Origin of the sequence: Undibacterium sp. 5I1, from assembly GCF_034314085.1 — a bacterium.
In the GTDB taxonomy this organism is placed as follows: Bacteria; Pseudomonadota; Gammaproteobacteria; order Burkholderiales; family Burkholderiaceae_D; genus Undibacterium.
Genome location: NZ_JAVIWI010000001.1, coordinates 3,042,815 through 3,061,260, shown reverse-complemented (window position 1 = coordinate 3,061,260; position 18,446 = coordinate 3,042,815). Strand labels below are relative to the sequence as shown.

Annotated in this window: 14 protein-coding genes; 12 read left to right on the top strand and 2 right to left on the bottom strand. The window is 44.7% G+C overall.

What is annotated here, in order from left to right; genetic code table 11:
- Positions 1-145 precede the first annotated feature (145 nt).
- The 5 genes from RGU72_RS13445 to RGU72_RS13425 all read left to right on the top strand — a co-directional run bounded on the left by RGU72_RS13445 (position 146) and on the right by RGU72_RS13425 (position 6,149).
- Entirely contained in the window at positions 146-817 is a 672-nt protein-coding gene (locus tag RGU72_RS13445; RefSeq protein WP_322120214.1) for a c-type cytochrome, read from the top strand.
- Positions 818-920: 103 nt separating this feature from the next.
- Complete coding sequence (locus tag RGU72_RS13440; protein ID WP_322120213.1) at positions 921-3,104, top strand: cytochrome c biogenesis protein ResB; 2,184 nt, start codon at positions 921-923, stop codon at positions 3,102-3,104.
- Between the two features lie 59 nt (positions 3,105-3,163).
- On the top strand, positions 3,164-4,309 hold the full coding sequence (gene ccsB, locus RGU72_RS13435; RefSeq protein ID WP_322120212.1) for a c-type cytochrome biogenesis protein CcsB: 1,146 nt from the start codon (positions 3,164-3,166) through the stop codon (positions 4,307-4,309).
- 211 nt (positions 4,310-4,520) lie between these two features.
- The gene (msrP, locus tag RGU72_RS13430; RefSeq protein ID WP_322120211.1) at positions 4,521-5,501 is read left to right on the top strand and encodes a protein-methionine-sulfoxide reductase catalytic subunit MsrP; all 981 of its coding nucleotides are present in this window, start codon (positions 4,521-4,523) and stop codon (positions 5,499-5,501) included.
- A 9-nt stretch (positions 5,502-5,510) separates the two neighbouring features.
- Positions 5,511-6,149, top strand: a complete 639-nt coding sequence (locus tag RGU72_RS13425) for a protein-methionine-sulfoxide reductase heme-binding subunit MsrQ (RefSeq protein ID WP_322120210.1) — start codon at positions 5,511-5,513, stop codon at positions 6,147-6,149.
- 165 nt (positions 6,150-6,314) lie between these two features.
- Here the strand turns inward: RGU72_RS13425 and lptM are convergent, their stop codons facing one another.
- Complete coding sequence (gene lptM, locus RGU72_RS13420) at positions 6,315-6,482, bottom strand: LPS translocon maturation chaperone LptM (RefSeq protein WP_322120209.1); 168 nt, start codon at positions 6,480-6,482, stop codon at positions 6,315-6,317.
- Between the two features lie 142 nt (positions 6,483-6,624).
- Here lptM and cyaY point away from each other — a divergent pair, with 142 nt between their 5' ends.
- Positions 6,625-6,939, top strand: coding sequence for an iron donor protein CyaY (gene cyaY, locus RGU72_RS13415; protein WP_322120208.1), 315 nt, complete (start codon positions 6,625-6,627; stop codon positions 6,937-6,939).
- Positions 6,940-6,968: 29 nt separating this feature from the next.
- Here cyaY and RGU72_RS13410 read toward each other — a convergent pair whose 3' ends face one another.
- Positions 6,969-9,293: a penicillin-binding protein 1A gene (locus RGU72_RS13410; RefSeq protein ID WP_322120207.1), complete on the bottom strand. Its 2,325-nt coding sequence runs from the start codon at positions 9,291-9,293 to the stop codon at positions 6,969-6,971.
- A gap of 345 nt (positions 9,294-9,638) precedes the next feature.
- Here RGU72_RS13410 and RGU72_RS13405 point away from each other — a divergent pair, with 345 nt between their 5' ends.
- From RGU72_RS13405 to RGU72_RS13380, 6 genes are all read left to right on the top strand, one after another.
- Positions 9,639-10,700 (top strand): pilus assembly protein PilM, encoded by a 1,062-nt coding sequence (locus tag RGU72_RS13405; RefSeq protein ID WP_322120206.1) that lies wholly within the window; start codon positions 9,639-9,641, stop codon positions 10,698-10,700.
- On the top strand, positions 10,700-11,323 hold the full coding sequence (locus RGU72_RS13400; RefSeq protein WP_322120205.1) for a PilN domain-containing protein: 624 nt from the start codon (positions 10,700-10,702) through the stop codon (positions 11,321-11,323). The genes RGU72_RS13405 and RGU72_RS13400 overlap by 1 nt, the downstream gene beginning before the upstream one ends.
- Positions 11,324-11,341: 18 nt before the next feature.
- Positions 11,342-11,989, top strand: coding sequence for a type 4a pilus biogenesis protein PilO (locus RGU72_RS13395; protein ID WP_322120204.1), 648 nt, complete (start codon positions 11,342-11,344; stop codon positions 11,987-11,989).
- Complete coding sequence (locus RGU72_RS13390) at positions 11,986-12,525, top strand: pilus assembly protein PilP (protein ID WP_322120203.1); 540 nt, start codon at positions 11,986-11,988, stop codon at positions 12,523-12,525. The genes RGU72_RS13395 and RGU72_RS13390 overlap by 4 nt, the downstream gene beginning before the upstream one ends.
- Positions 12,526-12,566: 41 nt before the next feature.
- Positions 12,567-14,678, top strand: coding sequence for a type IV pilus secretin PilQ family protein (locus tag RGU72_RS13385; protein ID WP_322121639.1), 2,112 nt, complete (start codon positions 12,567-12,569; stop codon positions 14,676-14,678).
- Positions 14,679-14,750: 72 nt separating this feature from the next.
- A complete protein-coding gene (locus tag RGU72_RS13380; protein WP_322120202.1) occupies positions 14,751-18,404 on the top strand; it encodes a hypothetical protein in 3,654 nt (1,217 codons plus the stop codon).
- The last annotated feature ends 42 nt before the right edge of the window (positions 18,405-18,446 follow it).

The window sequence follows — 18,446 nt, the reverse complement described above, 5'->3', positions numbered from 1 at the left end:
GCATGTTTCCAATCCTGTATTTTGTGCTTATTGTTTTACCTGTGTTTTGCTTGTGCGCTTGACTTAGGTTTGATCTGGGTTTTAGGCGTAGCAAACGTGCGTTGCCAATAGGGCAGATTCCATAAATTAGTCTCAAGGTGTTTGAATGAACCGTGCTTTTTTACCTTTTTTAAAGTCCATCTGCGTCGCCATGTTAGCGATGTCTGCAATCACCTCTGTGGCATATGCCAACCAAGAAGCGAAGGCGCCTGCAAAAGCGGACGCAGCCAAAGGTGAGGCGCTTTTTACGAACGGTGATGCAGCACGTGGGATTGTCGCTTGCGTATCTTGCCACGGCGCAGCGGGTAATTCGACTATTTCGGTCAATCCAAAGTTAGCTGGACAACATGAGGCTTACATCGCTAAGCAGTTGTCAAATTTCACTGGTCCAGACCGCAATAATCCAGTCATGACCACATTTGCAAAAGCAATGACAGAAGACGATATGAAAAACGTCGCGGCCTACTTAAGCGCACAGAAACCAAAACCAGGCGCGGCCAAAAATAAAGACATCGTCGAGCTCGGTAAACAAATTTATCGTGGCGGTATCGCTGAGAAAAACGTACCCGCCTGTGCTGGTTGCCATAGCCCTAACGGCGCTGGTATACCTGCGCAATTCCCACGTATTGCGGGTCAGCATCAGGACTACACGGTTGCCCAGTTGACTAATTTCCGTACTGGTACACGTAAAAACGGCATACAAATGACAACCATCGCCAAACGTATGTCAGATGATGAAATGAAAGCAGTTTCTGATTACATCGCTGGCCTGAAATAAATACAGAGATACAACAAAAGAAACAAATTAAAGAATAAACGGAGGGGGTGGCAAAAGCCATCCCCTTTTTTATTTTTAGAACAAATTAATTATGGAAATAATTGTGGAAACTGATACCGCCGGATTGCAACTCCAGACCGAGCGCCGCTGGTTAGCCGATAGCATAGAATTGCTCTCATCTATGCGATTTGCCATTAGTTTGTTGGTATTGATTGCAGTCACTTCTATTATCGGTACGGTATTAAAGCAAAACGAGCCTATGCCGAATTATGTGAATCAATTCGGACCGTTCTGGTTTGACGTGTTTCATAAAATGGGCATGTATTCGCTATATTCCGCTTGGTGGTTTTTATTGATTATGGCGTTTTTGGTACTGTCCACCAGCTTATGCTTAATTCGTAATGCGCCGAAGATGCTAAAAGACATGCGTAGCTGGCGCGAGAATGTACGCGAGCAATCTCTGCGTAATTTTCATCACAAGGCAGAATGGCAAGCGACCAATACGCGACCTTTAACTGTGCAACAAGTAACGGCGCATATCACTCGCCTTGGCTACAAGTTCAAAGTAGTAGAAAAAGATCATGCGACTTTGATCGCAGCTAAACAAGGTGCAGCAAATAAGTGGGGATATATTTTTGCGCACAGTGCAATCGTGATCATCATGGTGGGTGGCTTACTTGATTCTGATTTATCTATCCGTTATCAGCAATGGTTTATGGGCAAAGTTCCTTTTGATGGCAGTGGCATCATTGCCAAAATTCCGGCACAACACCGACTGGCGCTAGGCACTCCCACCTTCCGCGGTAATACCACTATTCCAGAAGGCGCTACAAGCAGTACTGCAATTATTCAGCAACAAACAGGTGTACTGATTCAGGATTTGCCACTTACGATCAAACTGAATAAATTCATCATCGACTACTACTCAACGGGCATGCCCAAACTTTTTGCCAGCGAAGTGATGGTAAAAGATCATGAGACAGGTAAAACTTTTTCAGCCACCATCAAAGTGAATGAGCCGCTGATTTATAAAGGCGTTGCGGTTTACCAGTCCGGTATTGAGGACGGCGGTAGTCATTTGTCGCTGGCCGCATATCCCATGTCCGGTGATGCAATGACGAGTATTGCCATATCTGGTGATGTCAATGGCACGACACCTTTGCCATCTGCCAGCGGTAATGACTACACAGTAGAGTGGACTGGTTTTCGCGTGGCTAATGTAGAGAATATGGCTAACAACGCGCAGGACGTCCGTGCCGTCAATTTGAATCAGAGTTTTAATCAGCAACTGGCCTCCGATCTGGATAAACATACTGGATCAGCAGGAAAAAGTGCCAACAGCAAAAATCTGAAAAATGTTGGTCCTAGTGTGCAATACAAATTGCGCGATAAAAATGGTCAGGCTAAAGAGTTCTCCAACTATATGCAACCGGTAGAGTTGGATGGCGCGTCGATTTTTTTAGCAGGCATGCGTGATAATCCTGATGATGCTTTTCGCTACCTGCGGATTCCAGCGGATGATGATGACACCGTCATTGAGTGGATGCGTTTGCGGGCAGCATTGGCCAATCCTGAATGGCGCCAAATAGCGGCACAGCGCTATGCTAAACGCGCTTTGCCCAATAATGACGCAAAGTTACAAGAGCAACTAGGTATGTCTGCCTTCAAAGGCTTATCGATTTTTGCAGGCCAACCTGGTGACGCTGGTAAAGTAAATCAGAAATCAAATCAACCGTCGGGGTTTGTCGCTATTTCTCAATTTTTGGAACAAATTCCTGCGGCTGAGCAAGCCAAGGCTGCCGATGTATTTATGAAAATTTTAAATGGCAGCATGTGGGATCTGTGGCAAGTTGCGCGCGAAAAAGCGGGACAGCCAGATATTGAGCTAAATGAAAAGCATGTAAAGTTTTTGCAATTGGCGACCAGTGCTTTGTCGGATTCGTTTTTCTATGGCGCTCCATTTTATTTACAATTGAGCGGTTTTGACGAGGTAAAAGCTTCTATCTTACAAGTGACTCGCTCACCCGGAAAAAACATCGTCTATCTGGGCTGCCTGTTTTTAGTGATTGGTGTGTTTTCGATGTTTTATATTCGTGAACGCCGTCTTTGGATTTGGTTGAAAGATGCCGATGTTGGTGCTGATCCTGGGGGCAAGCCAGCAACCAAAATATTAATTGCCCTCAGTTCTCAGCGCAAAACCCTCGATTTTGAGAAAGAGTTTGATCAGTTGAAGGCAGAATTGCCAAAAGTAACTAAACCAGCAAACGATCAACCTTCGCAGTTGTAATCGACTACACTGTTCTTTGAAGTGCTTTAGCAGCAGATTGTTTAGATATCGGAAATATGATGGAAATGACACAAAACTATACGCCCTACCAAGGCTTCTTTAAGCGGCTAAGTGCAATCGACTGGTTCTATGCCCTGGCTCTTAGCGTAGGTGCTTTATTCGCATTAAGTCGTTTTGGCATGTATATGGATGGCTATGAAAAAGGGATTTTACTCTTTGCCGTGCCCGCATTTGCATGGCTAGGCTGGCATTGGAAGCCCGTGCGCTGGCTGCTCGTTGTGCTGACGGCGATTTCTCTGTTTGCTATTCACCTGTACGCAGGTTCGCTGGAGATGGCGAATCAAAAGTTTTTCCTCAAATATCTGTTTTCTAGTCAATCCGCGATTTTGTGGATGAGCACTTTGTTCTTCTTATCGACACTATTTTATTGGGGTGGTTTGATTGCCCGCTCTGATTTTGGATCTTCCATTGGCTCGAGTTTGTGTTGGGCTGCCGTGATTATGGGGTTTACTGGTATGCTGGTGCGCTGGTATGAGTCGTATCTGATCGGTGCAGATATTGGCCATATTCCCGTATCCAATTTGTATGAAGTGTTCATTTTATTTTCGATGATCACAGCTTTGTTTTACCTGTATTACGAGCAGCAATATAAAACCCGTCAGTTGGGGCCGTTTGTATTGATCGTGATTTCGGCGGCAGTCGGATTTTTGTTGTGGTACACGGTTAAGCGTGACGCCGCAGAGATTCAGCCGCTGGTTCCGGCGCTACAAAGCTGGTGGATGAAAATCCACGTACCCGCCAACTTTATCGGCTACGGTACATTCTCGCTGGCAGCGATGGTTGGGGTGGCGTATTTGTTGAAATCTAAAGGTTATTTGCAAGACCGCTTGCCCTCTTTGGAAGTGCTGGACGACGTGATGTATAAAGCTATTACGGTTGGTTTTGCTTTCTTCACAATTGCGACGATTTTAGGCGCGTTGTGGGCAGCAGAAGCATGGGGTGGTTACTGGTCTTGGGACCCGAAAGAAACTTGGGCGCTGATTGTATGGCTGAACTATGCCGCCTGGTTGCATATGCGCCTGATGAAAGGCTTGCGTGGCCAGATTGCCGCATGGTGGGCTTTGATTGGCTTGCTGGTAACGACGTTTGCTTTCCTCGGTGTGAATATGTTTTTGTCTGGCTTGCATTCTTACGGAACTTTATAAATCCACGAGCACAATTCGCTTCTAAAGCTCTTACACAAATTCAAAGCCTCGCAAACTGATTTTGCGAGGCTTTTTTTCTTTGTTTATGTAAAAAATGTAAGGTTCAGCAGACTCTGGCGACTCATGAGAAACTATTCGCAATCTAAAGACTCAAACCAGTAATAAAAAATTGTTGTTCTTGCATTTTCATCTCGTCGCATAGGGAGTCACCATGTTGATCAAACGTAGTCCAAACGGCATCGACTTGCCATTTTCATCCGAAATCACACCTCGCTCTATTTTTGAATCGCGCCGTGATTTTATTCGTCAAATGGCGGTGGGTTCGGTCGCTGGCACTGCCTTGTTTGAAATGGCACAGCGCGAAGCATTTGCGCAATCGGCTACAGCACAAAAGCTGGCCGCAACCCTCAATCCCGCTTATGCGCTGGTGGAAAAAAAGACCAGCTATAAAGACGCGACGACCTATAACAATTTTTACGAGTTCGGCACCGATAAATCAGAGCCGGCGATGAACGCTGGTTCGCTCAAGCCACGCCCCTGGACTGTGACGATTGAGGGCGAAGTGAAAAAACCAATGACACTGGACTTGGACTCTTTGCTTAAACTGGCTCCACTGGAAGAGCGCATCTATCGTATGCGCTGTGTTGAAGGTTGGTCTATGGTGATCCCTTGGACTGGTTATTCTTTGTCGAATCTGATCAAAAAGGTGGAGCCGACGGGTAATGCCAAGTTTGTGGAATTCACGACGTTGGATGATAAAAAACAAATGCCTGGACTACGTCGCCCGGTATTGGAGTGGCCGTATGTGGAAGGTCTGCGTATGGATGAGGCGATGCATCCGCTAGCTCTGCTAAGTCTGGGTATGTATGGCGAAGTATTGCCAAACCAGAACGGTGCGCCAGTGCGGATGGTGTTGCCTTGGAAATATGGTTTTAAATCGGCCAAATCCATCGTCAAAATTCGCTTCACCAAAGAGCAGCCAAAAACTGCTTGGAATATTGCGGCACCTAGCGAGTATGGTTTCTATTCCAACGTGAATCCAGAGGTCGATCACCCGCGCTGGTCGCAGGCGTCTGAGCGTCGTATCGGTGAGGACGGGATTCTGTCCAGAAAGCGCAAAACGCTGATGTTTAACGGCTACAGCGAAGTGGCTTCTTTGTACGCTGGCATGGACTTGAAGAAGTTTTACTGAGGTATGAAATTGCCTTCATTTCAGCCCTCACCAAAACAGTTAAGTCTGATCAAAGCGGTATTATTTGTGATCGGTTTGCTGCCATTTGTCCGTTTGGTCGCATTCACCTTTCTCGATAAGCTGGGTGCGAATCCGGTGGAGTTTATTACTCGCAATACTGGTGACTGGACGCTGTACCTGCTTTGTATTACCTTGTCTGTCACGCCGCTACGCAAATTGACAAAATGGAATTGGTTAATTCGCTTGCGGCGCATGACGGGTTTGTTCGCCTTCTTTTATGCCTTACTGCATTTCACCACGTTCTTGTGGTTCGATCACTTTTTTGATCTGACTGAAATGTGGGCTGATGTAATTAAGCGTCCGTTTATCACAGTCGGCTTTATCGCATTTGTTTTGTTATTGCCTTTGGCCCTGACCAGCACTAATAGCATGATCAAACGCCTGGGCAGCAAGCGCTGGCAATGGTTGCATCGCCTGGTGTATGTGATTGTGCCGCTAGGAATATTGCATTATTTCTGGATGAAGGCCGGCAAGCATGATTTTTTTCAACCCATCATTTTTGGCACGATCGTTGCGCTCTTATTGTTGATGCGAGTGGTTTGGCGCTGGCAGAGCAGGACGGCACTTACTCCTACCGCAGTCAGATAAACAAAAACGCGCTGTGAGCGCGTTTTTTTATAGGGAAAAAGGGGAGTATCAGCCAAAAACATGCTTATTGTCCATAGGATCATTGGACGATTAAAAATACTCTATTCCAGTATATTAAGTCAATATTTGACATCTTTTGACCTCTTCAGGGCTTTGCAGCCAAGCTTAGCTTGCTGCTGATTTATTTACTGTCAGAACACCGGGCACTGTCTGAGTTGTTGGTATCAATTGCGCAGACTTGTTCGGCATGAATAAAGGGCCTTTTTGTCCGCAAGCTGTAAGCAAAACGACTAAACCTACACTTGCCAATAATAAAATGCGTGTCTTAAACATCGTGATTCCTATCCAAATTAAAACTAATTTAAAACTAATGAGGCGTTTGCAAAAATCCGCCATCAGCCTGCTTTGTTTCCGTTTCAATTGGAAGTTGCATTAGCGTATAAAATGGCGGTTTATGAATTCGCTGGAGTGTAGCATGACCGAAACGGAATTTTTGACCTTGGCCGACACTTGCATCAAACAAGTCGAGCAGGTGTTTGAGCAAGCCTTTGAGAATGATGAAATGGATGTTGAGTGCAGTCGCAGCGGCAACGTGTTGGAAGTTGAATTCGTCAATAACGGCAGTAAGATCATCATTAACAGTCAGGCGCCTATGCAAGAAATGTGGCTCGCTGCCAAAGCGGGTGGCTACCACTATAAATACGACGGCCAACTTTGGCGCAATACACGCGATGGCGCTGAGTTTTTCGCAACGTTAGCGGCATTAGCTCAGGCACAAAGCGCGCAGTAACCGATTGGGTGATGCGCTTTTATAGACGGCTATTCTTCTATCATCGGTGGTGGTTCTGTTTCTAAACTTTGAATGCCAGCGCCAGGTGGATTTTCGACATAGTAATAGTCCCCATTCGCAGCAATAATCCCGTTTGGTACAGCGCGCTCTTCAATCGGGATATCTTTTAAGGCTCTTTGCATATAGCCAATCCAGATCGGTAGCGCCAGACCGCCACCGGTCTCCCGATTACCCAAGTTCTTGGGCTGATCAAAACCGATCCATGCAATCCCCACCAATTTTGCCTGATAGCCAGCGAACCACGCGTCGAATGAGTCATTCGTCGTACCGGTTTTACCTGCAATGTCAGGACGCTTGAGAGATAAAGCTTTAGTCGCGGTGCCGTAGCGAACTACATCCTTCAACATGCTATCCATCAAAAATGCATTGCGTTCATCAATCACGCGATTGTTTTCATCGCCTGCCTTGTCAGGATTGGCCTGTGACAATACTTTGCCGGTACTGTCGGTGATTTTGGAGATCAGATAAGGATTGATTTTGTAGCCACCGTTAGCAAACACCGCATAGGCACCGGCCATTTGCAAAGGTGTGACTGCGCCAGCGCCTAAAGCAAGAGTCAGGTAGGGCGGATTTTTCTCTGGCAGAAAGCCAAAACGTGTTGTGTATTCCTGACCGTACTTGGCACCGACTTTATGTAAAATGCGGATAGAAATCATATTTTTCGATTTCGTCAAGCCTTTACGCATGGTCATAGGACCTTCGTATTTGCCGTCGTAGTTCTTGGGTTCCCATGCTTGTCCACCCGTTTGCCCGGCGTCAAAACTGATCGGGGAATCATTGATGATCGTAGCCGGGGAGAGTCCTTTCTCCAGTGACGATGAATAAATGAAAGGCTTAAAGCTAGAGCCAGGCTGGCGCCAGGCTTGGGTGACGTGGTTAAACTTGTTGATGTTGTAATCAAAGCCGCCAACCAGAGCATGGATCGCGCCATCAGTGGTGCTGGCCGCGACAAAAGCCGACTGTACTTCAGGTATCTGCGTAATTGTCCAGTTGGTACCCTCTTGCACAACGCGGATAACAGCACCGCGCTGGACGCGTTTGTTGGCTGGCGCTGTTGCGCTCAGGCCGCTGGCAGCAAAGCTCAGTCCCGGGCCTGTGATCTGGATTTCCTCACCCGATACCAACACCGCTTTGACCAGCTTAGGGCTAGCTTCAAGCACCATCGCTACCACCAGGTCGTCGCTGACCGCATGTTCCGCTAATTCTTTTTCGATCGCATCGTCAGCGGCATCTTTATTTGTCGGGATCTCAATGATCGCCTCTGGACCGCGATAGCCATGGCGTTTTTCATAATCCATCACACCACGGCGCAAGGCCAGATAAGCGGCATCCTGATCTGACTTCGTAATGGTGGTGTAGACATTTAGACCGCGGGTATAAGTTTCGTCCTTAAATTGCTCGTAGACCAACTGACGCGCCATTTCTGCGACATATTCGGCATGAATGCCAAATTCGCTGCTATCTGTTTTGGTGTGGAAGACCTCGGTTTTTGCTTGCTCGAACTGTGCCTCTGTAATGTAGCCAAGTTGCTTCATCCTTTGCAAAATATATTGCTGGCGAACGGTGGCGCGTTTTGGGTTGGCAACCGGATTGTAGGCGGAGGGCGCTTTTGGCAAACCTGCCAGCATCGCGGCTTCTGCAATGGTGAGTTCTTTAAGACTTTTACCGAAGTAAATCTGTGCCGCTGATGAAAAACCGTAGGCACGTTGTCCCAGATAAATCTGGTTCATATACACCTCTAAGATTTGATCTTTGGTGAGGTTTTGCTCAATTTTCCATGCGAGTAAAATTTCATAAATCTTACGTTTAAAGGTTTGCTCACTGGATAAAAAGAAGTTACGCGCCACTTGTTGTGTAATCGTAGAAGCACCTTGTTTAGCGCCGCCAGTCAAATTATGTAAAGCCGCACGGGTAATGCCCAGATAATCGACGCCACCGTGCTCATAGAACCGATCATCTTCGATCGCCAGCACGGCTTTTTTCATGATTTCGGGGATTTCATTGAAATGCACGACATTGCGCCGTTCTTCTCCAAACTCAGCGATTAACATGTTGTCCGCCGAAAATACCCGCAATGGCATCTTCGGCCGGTAGCTGGTAATCGAATCCAGTTCTGGCAAATTGGGGTAAGCCATCGTTAGCGCAAAGCCAAGAATAAGCACTCCGGCTAGAACCAGTCCAATTAAAATTCCACCAGTCCCCAGCAAAATACGCAACGCCCAATGACGCGGTTTGTTGGAACTCTGTTCTTGTGTATTTGGTGTACTGCTGGCAGGCACTGGTGTCTCAGACATGGAATGAATCTTCAATAGAAATCGTAGCAAGTATTATATCCTCAGCCTCCATTACTCTGGCGCTCAGTACCCATAAGTTGGGAAAGGAAGCGAGTTTCTTGTCAGTAGTGGGAATTTGGCAACGTATAACAGTGATGCTATGCGGAAAATGCTTTACACAATGAAGGGCTTATTGCTAGGATTTCATGTAAGCTTGGATGATTGTCTTCTAAATAGCGGTTTTTAAAAGAAAATTTGCGTTTAGTGCGTGCGACATCTGCCTTAAAATGTAGCAATAGCCTTGTGCTAAGAGCAATGTAAATAGTAATTTTTTAGGGGATATCCTTGGCTTTAGATCTAGCATCATTGCTCGGTAGAAAAAATCCGCCTTTAATCGGCTTAGACATCAGCACGTCTGACGTCAAGCTAGTGGAGATTTCTGAGGGAAGTAATAAAGCGTTCAAACTAGAACGTTATGGCTCAGAGCTGTTGCCTAAGGGTGCCGTGGTGGCTGGTAATATCGAAAACATTGAACAGGTGTCAGAAGCCATTCGCCGAGTAATTAAAAAAAGTGGTGCTAGTGTCAAGAATGTTGCGTTGGCAATGCCTGCATCAGCGGTAATCACCAAAAAAATTATGCTCTCGGGAAATCTCAGTGAGCAGGCCTTGGAGTTGCAGGTCGAAACCGAAGCAAATCAATATATCCCTTTTGCAATGGATGAAGTCAGTCTCGATTTTTGTGTGATTGGTTCATCCTCAAGCAACCCCGAAGATGACATAGAAGTCATGTTGGCAGCGTCGCGTAAGGAAAAAATTGAGGATAGAGTTGCTGTAGCTGAAGCAGCGGGTTTGCAGGCAAAGGTAATGGACATTGAGTCCTATGCTGCGAGAGCAGCAATTGCACGATTAATCGGGCAGCAGCCGAACGCTGGACAAGACCAAATTTATGCGTTGTTTCAAATTGGTGCCAAAGTAACCTATATTTCCATTTTGTTGAATGGCGAGGTTATTTACGAGCGCGATCAGCAATTTGGCGGGAATCAGCTAACTCAGGATATCGTCAGAAATTATGGATTGGCTTTTGAAGAGGCAGAGATCAAGAAGAAGCAATCAGATTTGCCAGATAGTTATGAGATGGAGCTGTTGGAGCCCTTCTTAGAAAGTGCCGCTTTAGAAGTTACTCGCTCTATTCAATTTTTCTTCACATCGACTCCTTACACAAGAGTTGATCAAATATTTCTAGCCGGTGGCTGCGCTGTGATTCCTGGCTTGGTCGATATGATCGCCGAGCGAACAAAAATTTCCACAACGGTTATTAGTCCGTTCAAAGGCATGGAAATGTCTTCTAATGTCAACGAGAAGGCGTTGCGTAGTGATGCCCCATCTTATTTGGTCGCATGCGGTCTTGCTATGCGGAGATTCGGCTGATGATAAAAATTAATCTTTTACCTCATCGTGAAGCAAAACGTAAACAGTTAAAACATGATTTTTATACTTTATTGTTGTTGGCCGGCATTGTTGCGGCCTTAATTGTAATGTCGGTAGGTGCTTTTTTTTCCATGAGAATTTCACAGCAGACTGATAAAAATAATTTCATCAAAACGGAAAATGGCAAGTTGGATGAAAAAATTAAAGAAGTTGCTAGCCTAAAACAAGAAATTGATGGTTTAAAGGCACGCCAGCAAGCAGTTGAAGATCTGCAAAGCGATAGGAACCAACCCGTATTCATGTTTGATGAGTTGGTGAAATTGACGCCCGAGGGTGTCTATTTGAAAGCTTTAAAGCAAGAGGGACAGCGTATTTTGTTAAATGGTTATGCTCAATCGAATCAGCGCGTATCTGAATTTCTTCGGAGCCTTGGTAATAATTCGCCTTGGATGGACAAGCCGGATTTGATAGAAATTAAATCGGCAGCGTTAGGGCAGGGACGAGATGCAAAAAGAGTGTTTGATTTCACCATTACTGTTGGAATTAAAAGAGCTCGAGAGATCGATTCCGTTGCAGCTTCAGGTGCAGAAGTCTCGAATCCAGACACTAAGAAGCCTCGATAACAAGCGAATAGAATTAATATGGCAAATTTTAATGAATTAAGCGAGTTGGCTAATTCACAATTCCGTGACTTAAATGGTCTTCATCCTGGATTGTGGCCATTTATACCTCGAGTACTATTAGCACTAGGGCTAGTTATTTTTTTAATATTTGTTGGTTGGTTTGGCTACTGGGATGGTCAGCTCGAAGACTTAGACAAAGGGCAGCAAGAAGAGCAAAAACTTAAAGATGCATATAAGCAAAAAATACAGCAATCTATCAGCTTAGAAGCGCTTAAAGAACAGAGAAAATTAGTGTTGCAATATGTTGCTGCTATGGAAAAGCAATTGCCAAGTAAGGCTGAAATGGATGCCTTGGTATCTGATATAAATCAGGCCGCAATTGGTAAAGGTTTGCAAATTGATGTGTTCAAGCCAGGTCAGCCAACCGTTAAAGATTATTACGCGGAACTCCCAATCGATATAAAGCTGCTCGGGAATTATCATGAGATGGGAGAGTTTGTGAGTGATATAGCTAAGTTGCCTAGGATTATTACTTTAAACAATCTAGCAATTTCTACTGGCAAAGATAACGTCCTAGTGTTGGATGTCGTTGCAAAAACTTTTCGTTATTTGGACCCGGAGGAAGTCTCCAACCAAGCAGCTTTGAAAAAAGGTGCGAAGAAATGATGAACGTGTCTTCAAAATTTATTCTCCTTTTGTTGCCAGTATTTACTTTAACTGGATGTGGGAACGGAGGGATTGCCGAAACACAAGATTGGATGGAGCAGATTAAGAAAGAAACTCGTAGTGGCGTTTCTAAGATTGCTCCTCCCAAGGTTTACGTACCATTCTCTTATACTGGAAAAAGCAACATTGATCCATTTAACCCTGCAAAACTACTGGTGGTATTAGCCAGATTAAAAGCAGAATCTAGTAGCGGATTAAAACCAGACATGGAAAGGCGCAGAGAGGCATTGGAATCATACCCTCTAGACACTCTAAAAATGGTCGGGTTCATAGAAAAACCTAACTTGCGATACGCCTTAATTCAAGTTGATAAAACTGTTTTCCAGGCAAAGATTGGTAATTATATCGGTCAGGATTTTGGCATGATCACTAAAGTGACTGAAACGGAGATTGAAATTAAGGAAATTGTTCAAGATGCTGCAGGTGAGTGGACAGAACGCCAAGCCAAGCTAGAGTTGCAGGAGGCAAAAAAATGAACGCCTTAGTGGACGTTATAAATGCAAGTAAAAGGAGTCGTATGCTTGTCAAATTGTTTCTAATAAGCCTACTGTCAATTAGTCAGGTAGTTTTCGCTCAATCAAATAGCATTGAATCCGTTTCTGCTAATCGGCAAGGAATTAATACTATCGTCAAAATTGGGCTAAAGAATCCATTGATCAAATCTCCTTTGGGATTTTCTGTCACAAACCCAGCGCGTATTGCGCTCGATTTTGCGGATACAACTAATACAACTGGCAAGTCTATAGTTGATGTAAACCTGGGTGAGCTTCGTAATATTAATATTGTTGAAGTGGGGGGGCGTTCGCGGTTGGTTTTTAACATGAATAAGCCGCTTAACTACGCAACTACAGTTGAAGGAAATATTGTTATAGTAACAATAGATGGCTCTGGTGGAATTGCGACAGCAGTAAATTCTAGTGGGCTTCCTGTTACATCCGCTCCTTCAGTTGTGGCTAGACAAAATATTCGAGATATTGATTTTCGTCGGGGTAGTAACGGTGAGGGAAGAATCGTAATTGATTTGCCAAGTAATCAAGTCGCAGTAGACACGCGTCAGCAGGGGCAGAAAATTGTTGTAGATTTGTATAAAGTAGGATTGCCTGAGATATTGCGTAGACGCCTAGACGTTGGTGATTTTGGTTCCCCTGTTCAAACAGTCACCGCTGCAACTGAGGGAGAGAACGTCCGTATCACTATTGAGCCGAAAGGTCTTTGGGAGCAGAGTGCTTATCAAAGTGATACGCAATTGGTAGTCGAGGTCAAGCCAATTAAAGAGGATCCAAATAAACTAACTCAAGGAACGCAAGGTTATCGTGGTGAGCGGCTATCGTTCAATTTTCAAAACATTGAAGTTCGAGCGTTATTACAAATTATTGCCGAATTTAGTGGTTTAAATATTATTGCGAGCGACACTGTAAACGGTAGCGCAACTTTGAGATTGAAAGATGTTCCTTGGGATCAGGCTTTGGATATTATCATGCAATCTAAAGGTCTGGATATGCGTAAAAATGGTTCAGTGATGTGGATTGCACCAAAAGACGAACTACTCACTAAGGAAAAGTTGGAATTGGAGCAAAAAGCTCAAATTGCAGAATTAGAGCCATTGAAAACGGAATCTTTTCAACTCAATTATCAAAAAGCAGAAGCCTTTAAATTAGTCTTTGGCGTGGACGGTTCTAGTACCAACCGACTTTTATCAAAACGAGGAAGTGCGGTTATAGAGCCTCGCACGAACCAATTATTTGTGACTGATACTGCTAGTAAAATTGAGGAAGTTCGCAAATTAATCCAAAAAACAGATATTGCCTCCAGGCAAGTTCTAATTGAGGCACGCATAGTTGAAGCTGATGACACGTTTAGTAAGAATTTAGGTGCCAAATTAGGCTTTACCGATTTACGAGGTTTAAACGGAGGTGATGCAGGCTACCAGTTAAGCGGCAATCAAAGAGTTGCACTGACTGGTAACTATTTGGGTGTTGGCGAGCAAACAGGTCAGGCTAAAGTCACCGACCAAAGTTTCGTTCCTAATTCACAATTCGTTAGTTTGCCAGCGGCAGGGATTAATGGTTTGAATCCGGGTAGTTTAGCTATTAGCTTATTTTCTTCAGCCGCAAATCGTTTCTTAAACTTAGAATTATCTGCTTTAGAGGCAGATGGTAACGGCAAAATTATATCCAGCCCACGCATTGTTACTGCAGACCAATTACCTGCTCATATCGAACAAGGTACCGAAATCCCATATCAAGTGGCAACCAGTAGTGGTGCGACCTCGATTTTTTTCAGAAAGGCTACGCTAAGTCTGGATGTCACTCCTCAGATTACTCCGGATGGGAATATTATTTTAAACGTTGATGTCCACAAAGATAGTCCAGGAACAGAAACCAGAAACGGTATCGTAATTAACACTAAACAAGTTAAGACTATGGTACTGGTAGAAAATGGCGGCACCGTTGTTTTGGGAGGCATTTTCACCCAAGAAGAGCGTGATGCGATTACTAAAATACCTTTTTTGGGTGACATTCCGTTACTCGGAAACCTCTTCAAAACCACAGGACGTACTAATAATAAAACCGAGTTGTTGGTCTTTATTACACCAAAGGTACTTGCTGAACGTACCAGTACCAAATAGCTAGTAACTAACATTGCGGTAAGCTTTTCCACACAGATTTTCGTTTAAAGTCATTAAAAACAAGGGTGTTACATGACGAAGTTAATTCGCACAATTTTTATATTCCTGTCATTGGCCATCTTATCCGCATGCGGAGGCGGTGGGGGATCTGCTGGTAACACTAGTGGCGGCGCAGCATTATTTGTGTCCGCGGGAACAACTGTTCTGATTTCCCCTGGACAGAGCCAAACATACACAATCGGTGGTGGTGTGCCCACTTACACCGCAACCACAACGTCCGGTGCGGTGAGTGTTTCTGTTAACGGCACTGCGTTGAATGTGACAGGAAACGTTGGCGGAGGGAAAGCGACGGTTGTAGTGAAAGACGCAAAAGGAGCTTCGGTCTCGTTTGACGTAACCGTCGGATCTGGATTAGCTCTGTTTACAACGGCACCAGCAGCTGTGGCTGTAGGAGTAGGTGCTACTTCATCTTCATATTCAATTGGCGGTGGTAGCCTAGTTTATGCAGTAACTAGTAGTAATACAGGTGTAGCAGCAATTGCGGTAAATAATCGTAATAATAGCCAATTTGTAATTATCGGAGTGTCGGCTGGTACTGCAACTATTTCGGTCGTTGACTCACTTGGTGCAGCGGTTACTATTACCGTAACTGTTGGGACTACTAGTACCGTGACACCATTATTTACAACCGCTGCGTCCGCGATTGTTATCCCAACGAACAGTGTGTCCACATTTACTATCGGTGGTGGTACGGCCCCGTATTTCGCTAGTAGTAGCAATACGGCCGTTGCAACTATTAATATTAGTGGTAATAACTTAACAATTAATGGATTGGCTGCTGGTAGTGCTACCGTCGTAGTTAGTGATACAGCCGGTACCCAGGTAAAAATAGTGATCACTGTTGGTAATGGTGGGGTGGTAGCAGCACTTTTTACCACTGCACCTTCCGCGGTAAACCTATCAACTAACGCAGTCATTACTTTCACTATTGGTGGCGGTTCCGCGCCATATCTCGCAAGCAGTAGTAATTCAGCGATTGCAACTGCAAGTGTTAGCGGTACGACTTTATCGATAAGCGGACTTACAGCAGGAGTTGCCAAAATTGTTGTTAGTGATGCTGCAGGTACTGCGGTAGCAATAACAGTAACTGTTGGCACAACAAGTACGGTAACTCCACTCTTTACCACCGCGGCGTCTACTATTGTTGTGTCCACTAACAGCGTATCTACATTTACCGTGGGTGGCGGCGTAGCGTCGTATTTTGCTAGCAGCAGTAATACCGCAGTTGCAGCGGTAAACCTTACTGGCAATACCTTGACAATTAACGGATTGCTCGCAGGCAGTGCTACCGTTGTAGTCAGTGATGCGGTTGGTACGCAAGTAAAAATAGGTGTTACTGTTGGCAATGGCGGAGTAGTAGCTGCACTCTTTACTACCGCACCTTCTGCCATAAACCTACCAACCAACGCAGTCACTACTTTTACGATTGGCGGCGGATCCGCACCGTATTTTGCGAGCAGTAGTAATTCAGCGATTGCAACGGCTACTGCTAGTGGTACGACTTTAACTGTGAATGGACTGACGGCAGGAAGTGCCAAGATTGTTGTCAGCGATGCTGCTGGTAATGCTGTAACAATAACCGTAACTGTTGGTAACGTTGGTGTCGTACCGCCACTATTTACTACCGCGCCTTCGGCTATAACACTTGCGAGTAATGCGGTTACTGCTTTTACAATTGGTGGTGGCACTGGTCCATATTTGGCAAGTAGCAGTAGTGCATCAGTTGCAACCGCTAGCGTGAATGGAACAACTTTAACAATCAACGGGCTTTTGGCAGGTACCGCAAAAATTGTTGTATCAGATAATGTAGGAGCCTCTGTTTCTATAACAGTAACCGTAGGGAATATCGGTCCTATTACTCCACTTTTTACAACGGCGCCCTCTACAATTGTGGTGGGAATCAGTGCAACGTCGACCTTTACAGTCGGTGGCGGTACTCCTCCTTATCTTGCAAGTAGCAGTAATAGTTCAGTTTTAAGTGCAAGTCTGACTGGAACTACCTTGAACCTTAAAGGATTGTTGGCGGGTACTGCAACTGTTTTAGTAACCGATGCTACTGGTACTCCGGTGAGTATTGCGGTAACTGTAGGTAGTTCAGTCCCTTCAATACCGTTGTTTACTTCTGCAGTGTCCACAATTTCTTTAGCAACAAACAGTTCGTCGTCGTTCACTATTGGTGGCGGTACCGCTCCTTATTTAGTTAGCAGCAGTAATGTAGCCGTTGCAAACGCTGCAATAAGCGGAACTAATTTAACCATTAACGGATTTAGTTCAGGAACTGCAAAAATTGTTGTGAGTGATACTGCTGGTGCAACTGTAACAATTACGGTGACTGTTGGAAGTTCTGGAGCTACGGTGCCTTTATTCACTACTGCAGCTTCTGATATTGTTATATCTGCTAATGGGACTTCAAACTTTACTATTGGTGGTGGTTTAGGTCCTTACTTAGTGAGTAGCAGCGCACCGTCTGTGGTTAGTGCTAGTGTAAGTGGCAGCGCATTGACCATCAATGGATTGATTGCTGGTACATCCAAAGTTGTCGTAACAGACGCAAACGGCTCTGTCGCCACCATTAATGTATCCGTTACCAGCACTACGCAACCATTGGTCACTACAGCCGCATCTGATATTGTGGTTGCAATTAATAGTTCATCTACTTATGCAATTAGTGGCGGTTTGGCTCCTTACTTCGCTAGCAGTAGTAATACATCTGTTGTTGTGCCAAGTGTTAATGGATCTACTTTAGTAATTAATGGGTTACTAGCTGGAACTGGAAAAGTTTCTATCAGAGATTCTAGCGGTTTGACGATTAGTATTAACGTTTCTGTAGGTAAAGGAGTTCCAGTTACATTATTCACATCCGCTCCAAGTATCATAACGATCGGTCAGGGAGCGTCGCCTAATTACACAATTGGTGGTGGCACAGCGCCTTACACTGCTGGTAGTAGTAATGTGGCTGTTGCGACTGTTACTCTGGCGGGATCTTCTTTGGTGATTAATGGTGTTGCACCAGGTACAGCAAATATTGTGGTTACTGACAACGTTGGTGCGACAGTCACTATTGTTGTCACGGTAATTGCAACAACCAGTACTACGCTAACAGTTTCTCCATCGACAGTAATTGCTTACGCAGGTGATACATTAGCTTTTAGAATAGATGGCGGCTCAGCACCTTATAGTGTTATCTCTAATAATTCGGCAATAGCAACTATTCCCAATAATTCAGTTTCTGCTAGTGGCGGGACGTTTACCGCGTTCTTAGCTAAGCCAGGATCTGTCAGTATCGTAGTTGCAGACGCCACTGGATTAACACAGACTATTAACATTACAGTCAACGTAGCAATTAGTAATATGTTCCTTAGTCCTAGTGATTGGTCGATTAGTGAAACAAATAACAGTACCGTCAATTTAGCTATTAAAGGTGGTAACGGGCCATTCCAAGTATTTACAACTAACACAATACTCTCAAGTGTATCTGGTACCTTACCTCAGGCATCAAATGTGTTAACGTTTGATGGAACAACGGTAGGTGTAGCGATAGGCTCGCAGGGAACTCGTTGTGTGTCCTCCGATACGGTAATTTCCATTGTCGTAAAAGATAGCCTAGGTCAATCTGCAACAAGCAATATGACAATCAAAGATAAAAACGGTGGAGCCGGTTGTTAATTAATGTATTGCAGGTATCCTATTTTTATGAAGTTGTAATGT